This window comes from Pseudoalteromonas sp. L1 (genome assembly GCF_021728095.1).
Classification (GTDB): Bacteria; Pseudomonadota; Gammaproteobacteria; order Enterobacterales; family Alteromonadaceae; genus Pseudoalteromonas.
This window is the reverse complement of sequence record NZ_JAKKCT010000002.1, coordinates 848,565-869,032: the sequence shown is the minus strand read 5'-3', so window position 1 is coordinate 869,032 and position 20,468 is coordinate 848,565. Positions and strand designations below refer to the sequence as shown.

Below are 20,468 nucleotides of genomic sequence, written 5' to 3'. Positions count from 1 at the left end.
CAGCAAGCTCCAAAGCAAAACGCTTATTTAGTTTTTAGAATAAATTATTCTTGATGTTAATGGGTTTTTAAATATAAATACAGTATTTTTTGCTACCCTAGCGGTTTTTCTGTCCGACTGCAAAAAGCTAAGTTAGATCACCAAATTGGGCTAATAGGCTTAAATAACCAACCCTTTATATTGATGAAAACCTTGGCAAGTTGATAATTTATCAATTTAATAGGTCGCTTTTTAGGTCAATTTAAAGTAATAATATATTCCATATTCATCAGCGTAAATATGACAAGCTCGGGGGCGAGATGGCTTTAGCTCGATTGCACGCATTTAAACAGCAAATTAAACCTTTTTTACCAGAGTCTGCATTAATAGAAGATTACTCGCGCCGTTATGCGTACGGAACAGACGCCAGCTTTTATCGATTAATACCTGAATTAATTGTATTAGTGAGTAATCAAAATCAAGCACGACAAGTGATCATTGCTGCTAACGAGCAACACGTACCCATCACATTTCGCGCCGCTGGAACGAGTTTATCTGGGCAAGCAATTACTGACTCAGTATTGGTTTTGTTGTGCGACAGTTGGAGCAAGTTTGAGATACTTGGTGACGCCGAGGCAATACGCTTACAACCGGCGATCATTGGTGCTCGAGTGAATCAAGTATTAGCCCCGTTTGGTAAAAAAATTGGCCCTGATCCTGCGTCTATTAATAGCTGCAAAATAGCCGGTATGGCGGCAAATAATTCATCGGGTATGTGCTGTGGGGTAGCGCAAAACAGTTATCACACAGTAAAAGATATGACGCTAATTTTTGCCGATGGCACTGTACTAAATACGGCTGATAGCCAAAGCTGTAATGCCTTTTTGCAAAGCCATAGTCGCTTTGTTGATGAGTTAATGAGCCTAGTTGATAGCGTAAAGCAAAACCCAGATTTGAGTGAGCGCATCGCCCATAAGTACCGTTTAAAAAATACCACGGGTTATGGTTTAAATGCGCTGCTGGATTTTGCTGATCCAATCGACATCATTAAGCACCTCATTATTGGCTCTGAAGGTACGTTAGCTTTTATCGCCGATATCACCTACCACACCGTGGTTGAGCATAAGTACAAACACACAGGCTTCTTTATTTTTGATGATATCAGCAAGGTGTGTGAGCTGGTACAAAGGCTGAGTGAACTTGATGTTGCAGCCGTTGAGCTACTAGATAAACGCGCCCTGATGTCGGTGTCTGAGCATGCCATAATGCCAAAAGAAGTGTCCAGCTACCCAGAGCAATCAGCGGCATTGTTAATTGAGTTAAGAGCTGAAAATGCACAGGCTCTCGATGCGCTCACAAAGGTCACCGAGCAACTTATTGCTGAGTTTAAGCAAAGTCAACTGGCAGCGATTGAGTTCTCTGCAGATACTGCCCGTAATGCGGCTCTTTGGAATATCCGTAAAGGCACGTTTCCTGCGGTTGGCGCAGTGCGCGAAACTGGCACCACTGTAATTATTGAAGATGTTGCCTTTGCTCTTGATAAATTAGCTGAGGGCGTGAATGCGCTGCATCAATTGTTTATTAAATATGGTTATGATGAAGCCATTATTTTTGGCCATGCGCTTGCCGGAAATCTACATTTTGTATTCACCCAAGCTTTTGATACACCTGAACAAGTAAGCCGATACGAGCAATTTATGGCTGATGTGGCGAACTTAGTGGCGGTTGAACTAAAAGGGTCATTAAAAGCTGAGCATGGCACTGGGCGTAACATGGCACCGTTTGTTGCTACTGAATGGGGAGACGATGGCTTCGCGGTGATGGTTGCGCTTAAAGCATTATTCGATAAACAAAATATTCTTAACCCTGGGGTTATTATTAATCACGACAAAAATGCTCACACTCAGCATTTAAAAGTCATGCCAAAAAGTGATGATATTATCGATACCTGTATTGAATGTGGCTTTTGCGAAGTTGTTTGCCCATCAAAAGGGCTTACCTTAACACCGAGGCAGCGCATTACTTTATGGCGACACCGCACAGAGCTGCACAATCAATTACTAACAACTGATGATGTAGCAAGCAAACAGAAATTAAATCAAAAGCTCAGTGTTATCGAGGCCGACTTTAAATACCTTGGTATTGATTCGTGCGCGGCAACGGGTCTTTGTGGTCTTAAATGCCCAGTGGGGATAAACACGGGCGAATTTATAAAATCGCTCAGAGCAGAGCAAGCCTCTTCATACAAAGTTGCGCGGTCACTATCACGCTTTGCCAGCAAGCATTTTGCGGTTGTTGCTATGGGGGCACGGCTTGGTTTAAGTGTGATGCAGGTGCTCGAAAAAGCAATCGGCAGCAGTAACCTAAGAAGCCTGAGTAAACCTGCTAATAAGTTACTTGGTACACCGCTGTATTACTCGGCATGGCCAAGAGCTGAGCAACCAATTAATAGAAAGCTTCAACAACCCCAACAAGCGAAAAAGTTGGTGTATATACCAAGCTGCGCAAGCCGGATTTTTGCGGCCGATAAACTTGCCGATGATAAGCGCCCACTGCTAGATGTTATTTATTCACTCGCTGCCAAAGCAGGTTATGAAGTGCTACTTCCGAAACAAGCAGATTCACTTTGCTGCGGTATGCCGTTTGCTAGCAAAGGCTTTAATGACGAGTTTAAAAACAAAAGTGAGCAGTTACTTATTGAGCTTGTGGCGCTTTCAAATAATGGCCAATATCCCATTGTTTTTGATGCCAGCCCTTGTGCACTTACTACTCTTAATGCCGCACAAAATACGGCTCTCAAAATTTATGAAAGCGCTGATTTTGCAGCCCAGCATTTACTGCCTAATTTGCAAGTCACGCCCGTAAATGAGCCGGTGATGCTCCATGTTACCTGTAGTTCTAAGCGATTAGGTAAAGAGCAAAGCCTAGTATCACTTGCCAAGGCATGTAGTAATGAGGTGATTATACCTGCTGATATTGAGTGCTGTGGTTTTGCTGGTGATAAAGGCTTTAACTTGCCAGAACTCAATAACAACGCGTTAAAAACCCTTAAACAACAAGTACCAAACAACTGTCGTCGCGGTGTGTCAAATAGTCGTAGTTGCGAAATTGGTTTAACTGAGCACAGTGGCATTAGCTATCAATCAATTTTGTATTTGTTAGATCAGCAGAGTAACGAGTAGAGTATTTGCTCTTTTTCTTGCGCTAAATCAAATTATGACAAAAGTTCTATAGAGGTACAAAGTAGTAGTTGCTAATATAAAGGTATTAGATGTACCCGATACGGATATTGGGTTTAATATGAGAAAAATACCGTGCTTAATAGTCTTAGAACAGGTTTAAACCTGCATCGTTTAATTTTGTTGCTAGCATTTTCAGCAACGCTGATTACTTTTCTTAATAGTTATTACTCAAGTTACCAAGTTCAAAAACAGCAACTTATTAATGAAACTTTGAATAACCATAAAGCTTATGCTGCAAAATTGGTGTCAGCCACAGATAACTTTTTGCTAGCTGCTCAACAACAGCTTGCTTATGTTGGTAAAATATTAGAGGCAGATTTTAATAACCAAGAGTTAATTAATGCAGAAACCGAACGCTTAAGGTTACAAACCAATAGTTTTAATTCTACGATTATTGTAAATAAAAAAGGCAATATTTTAGGCGTGTCTCCAGCGTCATTAAACTTACAAAACCTCAAAGTAGACAGTTTTGGAACTAAAGCCGCTTTATCATACCGTAGGCCAATGATTAGTGAGCCTTACATTTCGATGGCCGGCAACCTACTAATTTTTATGTCACAGCCTTTGTTTGATAAAACAGGGGAATTTATTGGCTATGTGGGTGGTACATTGTATTTAAAACGCGCCAGTATTTTGAATGAATTATTGCAAGTTCATTATTATCAAGATGGCTCATACTTGTATGTTGTTGATGAAAATAATCGCTTACTTTACCACCCTAATAAACATCGTATAGGCGAGCAAGTATTTGATAATAAAGTTATTGAATCGGTTTTAAGTGGTCACGCTGGCACACAGGTAGTTAAAAATAGTCAGGGGATTGAAATGCTCGCTGGGTATGCACCCTTGTCGGTGGCTCCATGGGGAGTCGTCACGCAAAGACCCCTTCAAAGCACACTTGCGCCGCTTGATAATCTTATGTGGCAGGTCTTTTTACGTACAGCACCTATCGGTTTGTTTACTTTTATACTTATTTGGGTGTTAGCAAGACTTATTTCACAGCCACTGAAACAGCTGGCAGAAACAGCAAGCACATTAGATAGACCAACAACATCGCAAGAGCTCAAGCAACTTCGTTCTTGGTATTATGAAAGTAACGAGTTAAGAAATGCAATGCTCAAAGGAGTTGGGCTTTTGCAAAGTAAAATAGGCCTACTGAGGCAGGAAGCGCAGACGGATCCCTTGACTTGCCTGCACAACCGAAGAAGTTTGGATATCAGATTAAGCCAGTTGATGGCACAGCGATGCCCATTTGCAGTTTTAGCAATCGATATAGATCATTTCAAGCGAGTCAATGATGAGTTTGGCCATGATATTGGAGATTTAGTGCTGCAATCATTGGCTAAATTATTAGTTGATGCAACGCGAGAAGGCGATGTTGTCGCTCGCACAGGTGGGGAAGAGTTTATTGTTATTATGCCAAAGGTTACGGCAAAACGTGCCTATCAGCTTGCTGAACGCTTAAGAATGCAAGTCTCTGAATATTATATAGAACCTGTGGGCTGTATTAATGTGTCGATTGGTATTTCAGGCTGGCCTTTGGAGCAGCTCAGTATTGAAGATGTGATGAAATTAGCTGACCAAGCACTCTACAAAGCTAAAAAAACAGGTCGAAATCGTTGTGTACTTGATGCCACCTTTTGCCAAGATCTTCCACTCGTGTCTGAAGTGCCAGTATTGGAATAAGTTATTTTATATGTAATAGTAAATACCATTAGGTTATTTTGGAAAATCACATGGTATCCATCAGTGCATCTCGTTTAATGAAAATGGCTTGTGTGTTGAGTGTCATTTTACTCAATACATCGCCAGTGCAAGCTAAGACGAATGAGAATAAGCGTAGTGAGTTTATTGATGTTGGTGAACTCCTTCCTAACGCGGTTTTAGATATTCGCTACTTTGGGCGTCATAATTTTGTGGGCGCTCCTATTGATGGTTACACTGCGCCTAAATGCTTATTGCACAAAACCGCAGCGAATGCGCTTAAAAACGTACAAAAGGCGGCTCAGAAAGAGGGATTGAATTTAAAAATTTTCGATTGTTATCGTCCACAGCGCGCTGTTGATCATTTTGTACGTTGGGTTAATGATTTAAGTGATACGCGCACCAAAGCTGAGTTTTATCCTAACCTTAATAAAGATCAGCTGTTAGGTGATTATATTGCTGCTAAATCAGGCCACAGCCGTGGCTCAACCATTGATTTAACGTTAGTTGATGCATATGGTGTTGAGCTTGATATGGCATCACCGTTTGACATGTTTGATACGCTTTCAAATACGGATGATCCTCGAATTAGTGCCACTCAAAAAGCTAATCGTTATAAGCTTAAAACACTTATGAGTGATGCGGGCTTTGCTCCGTATTCAATGGAGTGGTGGCATTTCACTTATCAGCCGCAGGCTTACCCTGCGACTTATTTTAACTTTGTAATAAAATAAATTAACGTACTTCGCTAATGGGTGTGTAATCCACAGCAATTTCAACAATACCGACTTCTGGGTATTTTTCTAATTCAGTTTTGACTACTTTTAAATCAGTACCTTTATCGACAAAAAAACTGTACGTATGCTCAGCTACCTTTTTTAATTTATAGGTGTCCAGTAGTGCTAAGGATGCTTCTTCGGTTTTGAGTGTAATAAATACAGTGCCTGTCACCGTACCTTGCTCTGAATTTGCGTGGTTAAAGACGATGGTTCCTTTTACAAGCTGCTCAGAGTTATAAGTTAGTTTTTCACCATTGTTATTAACAGAACGACTGTTCGTTTTCGTTAACTCTTCAGTTTTTTTTGTTGTGGTTTGTGGTGTGTTTTGCTCTTTTTGAAGAACTGTATTTTTAGGTATGCCTTCCTTTTTATTTACATCTTCACCTTCTTGGCAACCTAAGGTTAACATGGATAACACTATAATTAGTTGTATTTTATTAATCTGGTGCATCTAATCTCCTACTATTGTTACTATTGTTACTATTGTTACTATTGTTACTATTGTTACTATTGTTACTTTTGTTTACAGTTTTTACTATTTTTTATTAACAGCTTTAGGTACATTATAGTTGGTTAAATTGTTAACCAAAATTAAAAATATAACAACAGGGAACTTATGCATGGCTAAATTTAAAGTAAGCGCTGTAGCAACATTAGTAACGGCTATTTTGGCATCATCACAAGTACAAGCAAGTGAACAAACTCGCTTCTACAGTGCCTCTAGTACAAGCTCACACGCGCAATTCAACCCACAAATAACTCAGCAACGTGCATTAGCTGAGCGCCGCACTGTATCGGGTCATAAATCTATTTTTGATGCTCAATTAGGCAAAGCGACATTCTTATGGCAGGCTGTTGGTCAAGCGAAACCAGATATGTCAGTTGTTTTACCAGAGCAACGCAATGCTTACGCTGCAGATTTTTATTTAAATGCGCTAACGGGTGTAAGTACAGCTAAGAAAGGTGTATCAAGTGCAGTATTAACAGATTTATCTGAGCAAAAACTGGGCTCAATAACGGCTAAATACAAGCAAAAAGTACATGATATCGAAGTATTCAACCGTGAATACAACTTAATCATGGATAAAGAGCAAAACCTAGTAGCTGGCTCTGGTTACTTTGCTAACGTTAGTTCTAATGCGACTAAATCATTTGCACCACTTGCTAAATTTGTGGGTGCTGAGCAAAGTATTAAGCACGCTATTAAAGAGCTAGCAGATATCAATGTTTCGCTGGTTAAGTCTACTGAGCAAGGTGACTATGTTAAGTACAATGTAACTAACCAAAATGGTGAAAAGGTTGTCGTTGGTCAACCACGTGCGAAGAAAGTATTTTTTGAAGTTAATGGACAACTTGAGTCAGCTTATTATGTTGAAGTTGAAGTTGCCGATAAAAATAGTCTAGATAGCGACTACTTCAGCTACGTTATTGGTGCTGACAACAATAAGGTTTACTTCAAAAAAGACTTAAAAGCACACGCGGTAGACTTTAACTATCGTGTATGGGCTGATGCAGATGGTTACCCTTGGGAAGGTCCACACGGCGACGTAATCCCAGCTGATGGCCCTGATCAAGTTGATGAAACTGAAATTCTAGATGCACCTTTAGTTAGCTTATCTTACTACAGCAAGCTGAGCACAATGGACCCGTGGCTTGAGGATGATGCAACGACTACATCAGGTAATAACGTTTTTGCGTATGCTGATGTTATTGCACCACAAGGTTTTACTGAGGGTGACTTTACGGCTGAAACAACGTCTGATTTTACTTTTGACTACCCATATCAAGTTGATCAGGTTGCTAATAGTTATGACAACCGTAAGGCAGCTATCGTTAACTTGTTCTACATGAACAACTTCTTACATGATTTCTTTTATGATCATGGTTTTGACGAAACATCAAATGTTGCACAAGTTTCTAATTATGGCCGTGGTGGTGTAGAAGGCGATCCAATTGAAGCGCAAGCACAAGATAACAGTGGTCTAAACAACGCAAATATGTCTACACCAGCAGATGGTGCAAGCCCTCGTATGCAAATGTATTTATACAACTCAAAAGATGCGAAAGTAGGTGTAGACTTTGGTGTTGTAGTTACATCTGATGAAACGATTGGTCTTCTTGAGTCAACGCAAGTTTCTGGTTTTGGTCAAGGTCAGTTTGCAGACGTAGCCGCTGAAGTTGTTCGCCTAATCGATGGTAATGATGTTGATTCAGGGAGTGTAACGGATGGTTGTGAGCCTGCGACTAATGCAGCTGATTTAGCTGGTAAAATTGCTTTAGTTGACCGTGGTTCGTGTAACTTCACTGCAAAAGTATTCCACGCTCAAGAAGCGGGCGCTATTGGTGCAATCGTTGTAAATAATGATCCTAATACCGATGATCCTGCACCTATGGGCGGTGAAGATGATGCTGTGCTTATTCCAAACATGGGACTTAACTTTGCTGACGGTCATAAAATGTATGACGCGATAGATGCAGGTAATGCTGTAACTGTAAACATGTTTAACAAAGCAACGTTAAAAGATGGCACGTTAGATAACGGTATTATTGCACACGAATGGGGTCACTATATTAGTAACCGTTTAGTCGGTAACTCGTCTGGTCTTATCAACTTCCAAGGCCGTGCCATGGGTGAAGGCTGGGGTGATTTCCACTCACTTATGTTTATTGCTAAAGCAGGTGATATCAACATTCCTGGCAACGACAAGTTCCAAAAAGCTTACGGTAGCGGTACATTCGTAGAAGACTTCTATTTTGGTATTCGCCGTGTTCCATATTCTACAAACATGGAAGTAAACCCACTGTCTTTCCGTCACATTACTGAAAATGCCGGTACTGATGTAGGTATCGCGCCAACAAATGTGGCTTCGCCTCATGCTGCCGGTGAAATTTGGGCAACAATGTTGTGGGAAAGCTATGTTGCACTAATTAACGAGCATGGCTTTGAAGAAGCACAAAACCGCATGGCTAACTACCTTGTTGCGGGTTATAAATTGACACCAATTGCGCCGCTATACACAGAAGCACGTGATGCAATCCTAGCTGCTGCTTATGCTGTTGATACAAACGATTACGAGCTTATTTTAGGTGCATTTGCTAAGCGTGGTATGGGCTTAGGTGCTGTTGCTCCAGAGCGTTTCAGCACAGACTTAACCGGTGTGGTTGAATCTGATGATATGGAGCTTGCCAGCTTTACTCTTAAAGATGTGAGCGTAAACAATAACTTTAACGGTGCAGAGTTAGGTTATTGCTCGAATGATAACATTCTAGATAAAGGTGAAACCGGCACACTAACCGTGAGCATTACCAATACAGGTAGTGAAACACTGACAGGTACACAAGCACAGTTGAGCGTTGTTAGTAACCATGATGTTACTTTTGAAAATGATGGCTTAATCACGTTTGATGAGATGACTCCATTCACATCGGCTACAAGTGCGCCTATTAAATTTACACTGAATGATGCGGGCACCGCAGATACACTTGAGATTCAAGTGTCATTCCCAGAACTTTCTGCTGATGATGAAATTGTTGAAGCAGCAAGCGAGACACTCTCATATACGGTTAACATGGACTTTGAAGCAAAAGCACCTGTAGGTTCTCAAACTTCAGATAACATGGAAGTCGCAGCGACGTCACTACATGACTTTAAAGAAAACGTAATGACGGGTGGTGACCTAGCAGAGGGCACTCAAAGTATGGCTAATGATGGCAACGTAGCCTTTTTCAATACCTTTGGTTTTGGGCTTGGTGAGCAAACCATGTACCTAAATAACAATGATTTTGAATCAGACGTTGCTGTTGAAACTAAAGAGTTTGAGATTGGTTTTGCTGGCGAGTTTGCAGTGTCATTCTGGCACTTCTATCTAATTGAAGAAAATTGGGATGGTGGTGTTGTTGAAATCAGTGTAAATGGTGGTAATTGGGTTGATGTAACTGAAATGGGTGGCACATTTGATGTTGGCTATGATGGTCCGCTGACTGAAAATGATGCACAGGCAATTCAAGACCGTGATACGTTTACAGGCAATAACATTGATGAGAACGGTGCGTATGGTAATTACGAAACAATTCGATTTGGAACTGAATTAAATGGTAACCGCGCGAAGCTTCGTTTCCGTTTATCATCTGATAGTGCAGTAAGTGAGTTTGGTTGGTGGATTGATAATGTGTCATTTACCAATGTAACAACACCGATACTATCAAATGTTATCGCGGGTGATACTTTTGCATGTGATAATGCAATGCCAGTTATTAGCGTATCTGGCGATGAAAGTATTTCTGAGTCTGCAACAGGTACGTTAAGCGTAACTGCAACTGATCGTAATAGTGATGATGAATTAACGTATGCTTGGACGCAAGTGAGTGGTTCAGCAGCAACACTATCAGGCGAAGATACTGCAACATTAAGTTTCACTCCAGGCTCAATCTCAGCAGATGAAGAGGTCGTCTTTGAGGTTGTTGTTAGCGACGGTGTTGCATCCGTGTCAGAGCAAGTAACGGTTGCTGTTACAAATGAAGCTGAACCTGTGGTTGAAACCCCAGAGCCTAGAAATTCAAGCAGTGGTAGTTTTGGTTTCTTGACCTTACTACTTGCTCCATTAGCGTTAGTAGGTCGTCGCCGCAAACGCTAAGTTAATTATCAGACAGTGATAAAAACAAAGCCCTTACAGTTTTCTGTAAGGGCTTTTTTAATTTATGCTGACTTTGTATTTTCTTACCTGCCCATGTCAGGGCAAGCAAAAAGTTGCATTACAAAACTATTGAACCGTCGCTTTTAAACCGCGGCGTTTTAATAACGCTGAAGTGTCTGGCTCTTGGCCTCGGAATGCTTTATACGATTCCATTAAGTCGCGCGAGTTGCCCATTTCTAAAATTTCTTTACGGTATTTGTCACCCATTTTGCGAGTTAAACCGCCTTGCTCTTGTACATAAGCAAAGGCATCAGCTGCTAAAATTTCACTCCACATATATGCGTAGTAACCAGCTGAGTAGCCGCCACCCATAGAGTGTGAGAAGAATGCTGATTTATAACGTGGTGGTACAAATGGTACATTTACACCATGTTTTGTAAGTGCTTGTTGCTCAAACTCTTCAATGTCTTGTAATGGTGCATCTGCAGGCAGTGAGTGCCATTCCATATCAAGAAGTGCAGCAGCAACATATTCTAACGTATCAAAACCTTGGTTGAAGCTACGTGATTGGATTACTTTTTTCAGTAACTCATCAGGAATTGGTTCACCTGTTTTATGGTGTTTCGCATAGTTTGCGATAACTTCAGGATACATTGCCCAGTCTTCTTCGAACGTTGACGGGAATTCAACGAAGTCGCGTGATACCGACGTACCTGAAAGCATAGGATATTTTACTTTTGAGAACATGCCGTGTAAGCCGTGGCCTAATTCGTGGAAAATAGTCGTCGCTTCATCATAGCTGATAAGCGTAGGTTCACCATTCGCACCTTTTTGGATGTTCATTACATTAACAACAACAGGCTTTTGTTCTTTAAGGCCTGATTGTTTTACAAATGAGCTCATCCATGCACCGCCACGCTTACCTTCGCGAGCAAAGTAGTCAGCAAAGAAAATGGCTAAGCTGTTACCGTTTTCATCAAAAAGCTCATAGGCTTTAACATCAGGATGGTAAACTGGAATATCGTTACGTGGTTTGAAAGTAATACCGTATAAACGGTTCATGGTGAAGAATACACCGTCTTCTAGCACACGATTAAATTCAAAGTATTCTTTAACTGCATTTTCGTCTAGGTTGTACTTATCTTTACGAACTTGTTCTGCGTAGAATAACCAATCCCAAGGTTGTAGTTTGAACTGTTCACCTGACTCATCGATCTTAGCTTGGATTGCTTCAGCCTCTGCATTGACGTTTTGCATTAACGCAGGGATCATACCAGCAAACATATCAAATACTGCCTGCGGCGTTTTCGCCATTTGTGACTCTAGTCCGAATGCCGCCCAGCTATCATAACCAAGTAGCTTAGCTTTTTGAGCACGTAACTGAGCAAGTTCTGCAACGATTTCACGGTTACTGTTTTCACCAGAAAGTGCACGCTCAGCTGAAGCACGCCAAATTTTTTCACGTAAATCACGGTTTTTAAGTGTCGCTAAAATAGGTTGGCGTGTCGTGTTGGTGATCTTAATTAGGTATTTGCCAGAGTGGCCAGCTTCTGTTGCTGCATTAGCAAGCTGTTCGATTTGACCTGCAGGTAAACCTTCAAGCTCAGCTTTGTCATCAACAAGCACAACGTTCGTTTTAGTCAGTGCTAATAAGTTCTGCGAAAACTGAGTCGTTAAGCTTGAATGTTTTGTATTAATATCACGGATCTGTTGCTTTTCTTCTGCGGTTAGTTTCGCACCGGCACGTACAAAACGCTTGTAGTAAACATCTAACAGACGTTTTTCTTCAGCGGTTAATGCTAATTTATCTGACTCAGCATATACAGCAGAGACTTTCTCAAATAAGTCTTTATTTAAAAAGATATTGTCGTTATGTGCAGCAAGCTTTGGTGCGAGCTCTTTTTGTATTTCACGACGTTTAGGGTTTGAATCACTCCCTGCTAGATTATAAAAAATGCTGCGGGTGCGAGTCAGTAATTCGCCACTTAGCTCAAGGGCAACAATGGTGTTTTGAAAGTCAGGCTTAGCTTGATTACTAATAATAGCTTGTACTTCAGCCATTTGCTCTGTCATGCCTTTATTGAAAGCAGGCATAAAGTGCTCATCTTTAATTACACTAAAGTCAGGCGTTTCGTATTGTAATACGCTTTTTACTAATAATGGGTTTGCTTGCTCAACGTCAGCCGTTGTTGCAACTTGTTCAGTTGTTGTTTTATTTTCTGTTGTTTGTGGCTCAGAACATGCCGTTAATAATAACGCTGAGCTAATCGCGGTTGCGAGTACGTGTTTCATTGTTTTCTCTTTCTTTTAAAAATTAAATTGCGCTGATAAAGCACAGTGATCGCTTAACATATGCTCTGTGTTGTAATTGTGAAATTTCACAGAAGATGGCACCAAAGCGCGCCTCATGGAAGCTGATGTCACAATGTGATCAATGGGCAAAGGGTACTTTGGATGACAACCTACTACACCATCTGTTGCGATAAAAAGGTTATTAGCTGCGATAAGTGGCGAACCATCACTATAATCTTTTTTATTTTTATAGTCAGAAGCTGCTAAAAGCTCAACTCTAAAATGGTTATCTGTGGCTGTTAAATGATGGTTAAAATCACCCAGTATAAGCCAGTTTTCGCGAGCTAAGTTTTGCTGGGCTAGGTAGCTTTTTAAATACTCAGCTTGTTTAGCGTATATTGCACAATTTGATTTATTTGATACTTCATAATTTTCAACAAAGCAGCCACTTTTCATATGAACATTAAGTAAGTTTAATGGTTTACCCGCTTGTTCAATTTGTAAATGAATCGCTTCTCTTGCATCCACTTTCGCTTTAGCTAACTCACTTAGGTGGTTAACCTGTTTTATTAAAATAGGCTTTCTCACCACGAAGGCGACTTTTTGTTGTGTTGATGCTTGCTTGTTTTCTCTACAAGTGTAACTGGGCGAATCAGTTCGTGATGACATGATTATTTGCCATTTTGAGTCAGGAAATATTCGTTCAACAGCCGCCAGAGAGTCAACTTCTTGAAGTGCAATTACATCTGCATCAAGTGATTGAGCGTATTGGCGCATCTGAGTGTAACTTTCAGTGTCTCTGGCTTTACAGCCTTTACCATTGTGAGCTGCTAAGTGTTCGGTGTTCCAAGTGACCACGCGTAAGCTTTTGGCATTTGCAAAATTACTATTTACAACTGATAACAGTAGTAATGCCAAGCTAGTCAAATACGGATGCTTAATTATTTTCATCTACGACTATTACCTAAGAATAATGATGTGGTATGTTATATTGTAACAATTTAATCTGCAATCAATCTTGCCATGGAGTGCATTTTTTTACGATAAGTTGCAAATGTTGCTGAATAAGCAAGGAGTCGTATGGCTATCATAATTAAACATGCCTGCGTTGTTAATGAAGGACAACGCGAAATAAACGATGTACGAATTGTTGGTAATCGAATCGCTGAAATTGCCAAAGATATCAGTTCCAAGACCAATGATGAGGTGATTGATGCGAACGGTTTATTGCTGTTACCTGGTATGATCGATGACCAAGTCCATTTTAGAGAGCCAGGTCTAACACATAAAGGGACGATTGCCAGTGAATCCGCCGCTGCTGTGGCTGGTGGCATTACCAGCTTTATGGAAATGCCTAATGTTTCACCCTCGACCACCACGGCAAAAGCACTGGCAGATAAATACGCAATAGCGGCGCAAACCAGCTCTGCGAATTATGCGTTTTACTTTGGCGCAACCCCTAATAACCTCGATGAAATTAAAGCCCTTGATGCCAAAAAGGTATGCGGCGTTAAAGTATTTATGGGGGCATCAACAGGCGATTTACTGGTTGAACACCCTCACGCTCTAGAGGCTATTTTTCGCGAAAGCCCCGTACTTATTGCAACTCATTGCGAGCAAGGGGAGGTTATTCAACAGAATCAGTGTCGTTTAGAAAAACGTTATGGCGAGTTACGAATCGAACATCACCCATTAATTCGTGATGAGTTAGCGTGCTATGCATCATCATCGTATGCCGTATCGCTGGCAAAACGCTATGGTTCACAGCTACATGTTTTACACCTAACAACAGCAAAAGAGCTAGAACTATTTAGTAACGCACCCATAGAGCAAAAGCACATAACCGCCGAAGCCTGCGTGCATCATTTGTGGTTTAACCAAGACGATTACGCAAACTATGGCAATCAAATTAAATGTAACCCCGCTATAAAATCAGAGCAAGATCGCCAAGCGCTACTCGCAGCAGTACGCGATGGCCGCATTGATATCATTGCCACCGATCATGCGCCTCATACTTGGCAAGAAAAGCAGCAACAATACAGTATTGCGCCAGCAGGTCTCCCGTTAGTTGAGCATGCATTACTGTCGCTACTTGAGCAAGTAAAACGCGGTGCGTTAAGCCTTGAGCAAGTTGTTGAAAAAACGGCGCATAACGTGGCAAAGCGATTTGCTATTGAAGAGCGGGGCTTTATTCGTGAAGGTTATTTTGCTGATTTAGTCTTGGTTGACCCAAACGCAGAAAAGCACGTTGAGCACACAAATACACATTATTTATGCCAATGGACTCCATTTAGTGGCACCACCTTTTCACACCGTATAACACATACCTTTGTAAATGGTGAGTGTGTCTTTGATGGGCAGCACGTAACCCCGCACAAACAGGCCGCTATGGCCTTAACATTCAATCGTTAAAAAGAAATTGATATGCAATTACCCGATATTACCTCACACTCCAATGTAGATTTTCAGTCGCCTTTAAAATGGGTGGGTATGGAAAAAATAGCATTGCCTTTGAAGCTTGCACAACCTCATGTTGATGTACACCTTAATGCCAAAGCCGATGTGTTTGTTAGCCTTGATAGTGATGCTAAAGGCATTCATATGTCGCGGCTTTATTTACTACTTAATCAGCTATTGGCTAATCAAAGCTTATCGACTCAACGTATTAACGAGTTTATGGAGGCCGTTTTAGCATCACAAAAAGGCTTAAGTAAAGGCGCAAAACTAGTGCTGCATTTTGATTTACCACTGCTAAAACAAGCGCTCCTGAGCGACCATGCAGGTTACAATGCTTACCCTGTTGTATTAACGATTACAAAGCAGCAATCACTCACCATTAACTTAAAAGTTGATATTGCCTACAGCAGCACCTGCCCATGCTCAGCGGCATTATCAAGGCAGCTTTTGAGCGAAGCGGTCGATAAGCAATTTAGCGATGCGAGTATAGATAAAGCATCTTTACTCAATTGGCTTGCAAGTGAACAGGGCTCAATTGCAACCCCTCATAGCCAGCGCTCTTACGCTTATATTGATGTCACTTTTAGTAGTGAAAAGCTACCTGATATTAGCGGCTTTATCACCGTATGTGAGCAAGCCATTGGTACTCCAGTACAAACCGCTGTTAAACGTGAAGATGAACAAGCATTTGCAGCCCTTAACGCAAAAAACTTACTGTTTTGTGAAGATGCGGCAAGACGATTAAAACAACGCCTCGAAACCATGCCGAGTATTGCTGACTACCAATTTAAGGTTGAACACCAAGAAAGCTTACATGGCCACAATGCAGTAGTTCATGAGTCTAAGTATTAGATCTCATAACCTTAAGTGTTTACAAATTTTGACAAAGGTAGTCGCAAATTATTGCTATTAATAAAAACAAGGTTAATGATATGCCTGCCAAAAATATTATAAAAAAGGATGACTATGCGTTTTAAATTTATTGCTGCTGCAGTGGGTATTGCTGTGGCAAATGTTGCCGTTGCCGACGAGGGTATGTGGCAACCTCATCAACTGCCAGAACTTGAATCAGTTTTAAAAGCGAAAGGCTTGAGCATTGATGTAGAGTCAATTTCAAAATTAACAGAGTTTCCGATGAATGCGGTGATCAGTCTTGGTGGTTGTACGGCTTCGTTTGTATCACCAAAAGGCTTAGTTGTAACAAACCATCACTGTGCCTATGGTTCGATTCAATATAACTCGACCACCGAAAACAACATTTTAGAAAATGGCTTTTTAGCAAAAAAGCACAATGATGAAGTGCCTGCAGCCCCTGGCTCTCGTGTTTATGTAACCGAGGAAGTGGTTGAAGTAACTGATAAAGTAAACCAAGGTACTGAACAGCTAACCGGTAAAGCACGCTTTGATGCTATTCAAGCAAATGAAAAAGCACTTGTTAGTGAGTGTGAACAAGACAAGAGCTATCGCTGTAATGTGTATACTTTCCATGGTGGTCTTGAGTATTACCTAATCAAATCGCTTGAAATTAAAGATGTACGTTTAGCGTATGCGCCCGCTATGGGCGTAGGTAAATACGGCGGTGATATCGACAACTGGATGTGGCCGCGTCATACCGGTGATTTTTCGTTCTATCGTGCGTATGTTGGCAAAGATGGCAAGCCTGCTGAATATTCAGAAGATAACGTGCCGTACCAAAGTGACGCATTTTTAAAAGTAAGTGCTAAGGGCGTACAAGAAGGCGATTTTGTGATGGTGACCGGATACCCAGGCAGCACAAACCGTTACCGTATTTCGCCTGAAGTTGATTATGTGTTTAACACAGCTTACCCATTAGCACGTAAATATAACTCTAAATATGTCTCGTTGATTGAAGAAAATGCGCCAGAGGGTTCAGAGGCACGAATCGCTTATGAAAGTACGATCGCGGGTTACAACAACTACATTAAAAACTACGGCTCAATGATTGAGAGCTTCAATAAAGGCTCAATGTATAGCCGCAAGCAACAATTCGAAAAAGATCTCACTGCGTGGATCAATGAAGATAGTAAACGCAAAGCTAAATACGGACATGTACTTGCTGATTTAACGGCGCTAGTTGCTGAGTCTCAAGAACATAACCAGCGCGACCGTATGTTAGGTTACGTACACCGTTCACAAATGATGTCATCGGCTCGTATGCTGTATCGTTTAGCATATGAAAAACAAAAGCCAGACGCTGAACGCGAAAGCGGTTATCAAGAGCGTGATATGCCACGCATTAAATCACGTTTAGAAAGCATGAGTCGTCGTTATGATGAAACAGTTGATAAAGCTATCTTACTGTACTTTATTGAGCAATATGCCGCATTACCAAACGATGAGCGCGTTGTAGAAGTCGATAAAGCGCTGGGTTTAACAAGCGGTTTTGATAAGCAAAAACAACAAGCGTTACTTGATGATATGTATGCTAAATCGGTTCTTGCAGATGAAAGCAAACGTTTGTGGATGGCAGATCTTGACTTTGCTCAGTTAAAGCAAAGTAGCGATCCATTTATTCAATATGCACATGCTGTTTTTGCCGTTACTAAAGACATGGAGGATGCGAAAAAAGAACTGGCTGGTAAACAGCAAGCTGCTCGCCCTGCATTAATGGAGGCAATCATAGCTTATAACAAGGCGCTTAATAAGCCTGTTTATGCAGATGCTAACAGCACCCTGCGTGTAACTTACGGTACGGTAGGCGGCTATTCACCGCAAGATGGCTTAGTGGCAACCCCCTTTACATCTTTAGAAGGACTGCTTGCTAAAAATACCGGTGTTGAGCCATTCAACTCACCAGAGAAACAAAACGAGTTAATTAAGCAAAAGCTTTATGGCGATTACACCGGCGGTATGAATACTGTTCCGGTTAACTTTTTATCGAACGTAGATACCACAGGTGGTAACTCAGGCTCTCCAACGTTAAACGGTAATGCTGAGCTCGTTGGTTTGTTATTTGATGGTGTTTACGAAAGCATTATTGGTGATTGGGATTATGATGAAAACTTAAATCGCTCAATTCACGTTGATTCACGATACATGTTGTGGGTGATGGATAAAGTTGATAATGCTCAAAACCTACTTAAAGAGATGACTATCGTTAAGTAATCTAAGTTTAACATTAATTTAAGTATTAAAATGCCAGTCAAACAGACTGGCATTTTTGTTTTTATAAAAATAAAAACATTAAATTTCATAAGGTTGAAAAATATTTATAAAAATTAATTTTTCTTAAGTTTTATTTAAGTTTCGCTCGATAAATTTTACACATAACCTAAGTGGAGCGAACAATTATGCTTTCAGTTCAACAATCACATCAAACTCAAGTTCAAGAGCCTGCCTTTGTTTGCACGCGTGAAGGAGGTCAATTCCGTGACCGTCTTGAGCGTAATATCAAGCAAGGTTTTGCTGCAGCTTATGACGCGAAAATTTCGCAGTTCATGCCGCTTCTTTGTGAGCTTAATGTTGATGATGAAGTATGTACGTTAGGTCTTCGCTCTGCATCACAACCTTTGTTTATTGAACAATACCTCCCTGCGTCTATTGAGCACTTTGTTGGTGCCAAGCGTGAGCACATTTTTGAGCTAGGTAATTTATGCTCAACGCATCGAAAAGCCACCTTGGCACATTTTGTTTTAATGAACGAAGCACTCTATCAAGCGGGAGCAAAATATTTAGTGTTTTGTGCGACCCGTAAAGTGAGAGCGCTATTAAAAATGCTGGGTGTAAATTGCAAAGAAATCGGTGTTGCCAATGCACAAGCACTACAAGATCCAGCAAGCTGGGGTAGCTATTACGACAATCAACCAACCATTTGTGTGGTTGACCTAAACGAAGCACATCAACGTGTATTAAATACCCCCGTTTTATTCAATATCAAACAACAGTGTTTACAGTCATCTCTTGAATTGGCTGTTTATTTGGAGGCGTTATGAGCTGGTTAACACAGTTACCGCATAAGGATAGCGACACCTTGATGGTTTGCCATCAAAGTGAAGGTGTGCGCTCACTAACTAAACAAGAATTTATAGAACAAGTGACTCGTTTGCTTCCTACCTTAGCTGAATTTGATGCCCAAGGTGTTGCTTACCAATTAGATAACACACCCGCTTGGTGTGTATTAGAAGCTGCGCTTAGCGAGCTTCAAAGAGTGGCGATTCCACTACCAACGTTTTTTACTGCCCAGCAAATTGCGTTTGGTTTGCAAAACAGTGGGGCAGGGTTATTTGTATGTGACCGCGCTTACGAAGGTGAGCATGCAAAATTAGTGGCGCTAGTGGATGTATGTAAGTATTACCCTTTATATGTTTATCAATTGAGTAATACACAGTCTGTACCTTATTTTGCAAACACGCAAAAGATTACCTTTACGTCGGGCTCAACGGGCACACCTAAAGGGGTGTGTTTATCGCTAGAGAGTCAAATGCAGGTAGCGACATCACTTTATCAAAGCATTGGTTTAGAAAAACCAAACCATTTATGTTTACTGCCGCTACCGGTTTTACTTGAGAATTTAGCGGGTGTGTATGCGCCGCTATTAGCAGGTGGCACAGTTAACTTAGTGCCTTTAGCTGAACTTGGTTTTTCAGGAGCGCAGCTACTTGAACCACATAAATTAATAGCGGCAATTGAACGCACTGAGCCAAATACCCTTATTTTAGTGCCTGAGTTACTGACTTGTTTAGTGGCTTTTGCAAAGCAAGGCTGGCAAGTACCTACAAGCTTACAGTTTATTGCTGTAGGTGGCGCGGTTGTAAGCCAAGCGCTTATTAAGCAAGCCCGTGAGCTCGGTTTACCTGTTTATCAAGGCTATGGTTTATCTGAATCTTCATCGGTGGTGAGCCTAAATACACAGACTGATGATGACATCGACACCGCAGGGCGAGTGCTAAAGCACATTCAATACAAAATTGAAAATGGCCAGCTTTATATCAAAGGCTCATTGTTTTTGGGGTACTTAGGTCAAGCCGCGCAAAATGCTGACGATTGGTATGCAACCGGCGATCTCGTTACTGAGCAAGCAGGTCGCTTGATTATACAAGGCCGCTTGAAAAATCAGCTGATCACCAGCTTTGGGCGCAATATCAGCGCCGAGTGGCCTGAGTCGTTATTGCTTAGCCACAGTCAAGTACAACAAGCGGTGGTGATTGGTGAAGGCCAGGCATTTTTAGCCGCGCTTATCTATGCAAACCAAGCGATGAGTGACGCTGAACTTGCTACCCATATTACGGCACAAAACGCGCAACTACCCGAATACGCACAGATCAGAAAATGGCATCGAATGGCAGAGCCTATGAGCCACACGCAAGGTTTATTAACTAGCAATAATCGCCCTAAACGCGATGTTATTAATCAATTTTTTG

General features: G+C 41.2%; 11 protein-coding genes and 1 pseudogene. 9 read left to right on the top strand and 3 right to left on the bottom strand.

Annotated features, from left to right (window positions below; all coding sequences use genetic code 11):
- The first annotated feature begins 299 nt into the window (after positions 1–299).
- The 3 genes from L3V38_RS09995 to L3V38_RS09985 all read left to right on the top strand — a co-directional run bounded on the left by L3V38_RS09995 (position 300) and on the right by L3V38_RS09985 (position 5,659).
- On the top strand, positions 300–3,161 hold the full coding sequence (locus L3V38_RS09995) for an FAD-binding and (Fe-S)-binding domain-containing protein (protein ID WP_237119310.1): 2,862 nt from the start codon (positions 300–302) through the stop codon (positions 3,159–3,161).
- A gap of 132 nt (positions 3,162–3,293) precedes the next feature.
- Entirely contained in the window at positions 3,294–4,907 is a 1,614-nt protein-coding gene (locus tag L3V38_RS09990; protein ID WP_237119309.1) for a sensor domain-containing diguanylate cyclase, read from the top strand.
- Between the two features lie 50 nt (positions 4,908–4,957).
- The gene (locus L3V38_RS09985) at positions 4,958–5,659 is read left to right on the top strand and encodes a M15 family metallopeptidase (protein ID WP_237119308.1); all 702 of its coding nucleotides are present in this window, start codon (positions 4,958–4,960) and stop codon (positions 5,657–5,659) included.
- 1 nt (position 5,660) lies between these two features.
- Here L3V38_RS09985 and L3V38_RS09980 read toward each other — a convergent pair whose 3' ends face one another.
- Positions 5,661–6,155: a hypothetical protein gene (locus L3V38_RS09980; RefSeq protein WP_237119307.1), complete on the bottom strand. Its 495-nt coding sequence runs from the start codon at positions 6,153–6,155 to the stop codon at positions 5,661–5,663.
- 169 nt (positions 6,156–6,324) lie between these two features.
- Between L3V38_RS09980 and L3V38_RS09975 the strand changes: the two genes are divergently transcribed.
- Positions 6,325–10,338, top strand: a complete 4,014-nt coding sequence (locus L3V38_RS09975; protein ID WP_237119306.1) for a rhombosortase-dependent M36 family metallopeptidase — start codon at positions 6,325–6,327, stop codon at positions 10,336–10,338.
- Between the two features lie 126 nt (positions 10,339–10,464).
- Here L3V38_RS09975 and L3V38_RS09970 read toward each other — a convergent pair whose 3' ends face one another.
- Both L3V38_RS09970 and L3V38_RS09965 read right to left on the bottom strand, forming a co-directional pair.
- Complete coding sequence (locus tag L3V38_RS09970; protein WP_237119305.1) at positions 10,465–12,630, bottom strand: M3 family metallopeptidase; 2,166 nt, start codon at positions 12,628–12,630, stop codon at positions 10,465–10,467.
- A 15-nt stretch (positions 12,631–12,645) separates the two neighbouring features.
- On the bottom strand, positions 12,646–13,581 hold the full coding sequence (locus tag L3V38_RS09965; protein ID WP_237119304.1) for an endonuclease/exonuclease/phosphatase family protein: 936 nt from the start codon (positions 13,579–13,581) through the stop codon (positions 12,646–12,648).
- A 129-nt stretch (positions 13,582–13,710) separates the two neighbouring features.
- Between L3V38_RS09965 and L3V38_RS09960 the strand changes: the two genes are divergently transcribed.
- The 5 genes and pseudogenes from L3V38_RS09960 to L3V38_RS09940 form a co-directional block, all read left to right on the top strand.
- Positions 13,711–15,042, top strand: coding sequence for a dihydroorotase (locus L3V38_RS09960; protein WP_237119303.1), 1,332 nt, complete (start codon positions 13,711–13,713; stop codon positions 15,040–15,042).
- A 12-nt stretch (positions 15,043–15,054) separates the two neighbouring features.
- Entirely contained in the window at positions 15,055–15,939 is an 885-nt protein-coding gene (folE2, locus tag L3V38_RS09955) for a GTP cyclohydrolase FolE2 (protein ID WP_237119302.1), read from the top strand.
- Between the two features lie 114 nt (positions 15,940–16,053).
- Positions 16,054–18,213 (top strand): S46 family peptidase, encoded by a 2,160-nt coding sequence (locus L3V38_RS09950; protein WP_237119301.1) that lies wholly within the window; start codon positions 16,054–16,056, stop codon positions 18,211–18,213.
- Between the two features lie 185 nt (positions 18,214–18,398).
- On the top strand, positions 18,399–19,040 hold the full coding sequence (locus L3V38_RS09945; protein WP_237119300.1) for a thermostable hemolysin: 642 nt from the start codon (positions 18,399–18,401) through the stop codon (positions 19,038–19,040).
- Positions 19,037–20,032, top strand: a pseudogene (locus L3V38_RS09940) (AMP-binding protein); the annotation flags it as partial. The gene L3V38_RS09945 and the pseudogene L3V38_RS09940, both read left to right, overlap by 4 nt.
- Between the last annotated feature and the right edge of the window lie 436 nt (positions 20,033–20,468).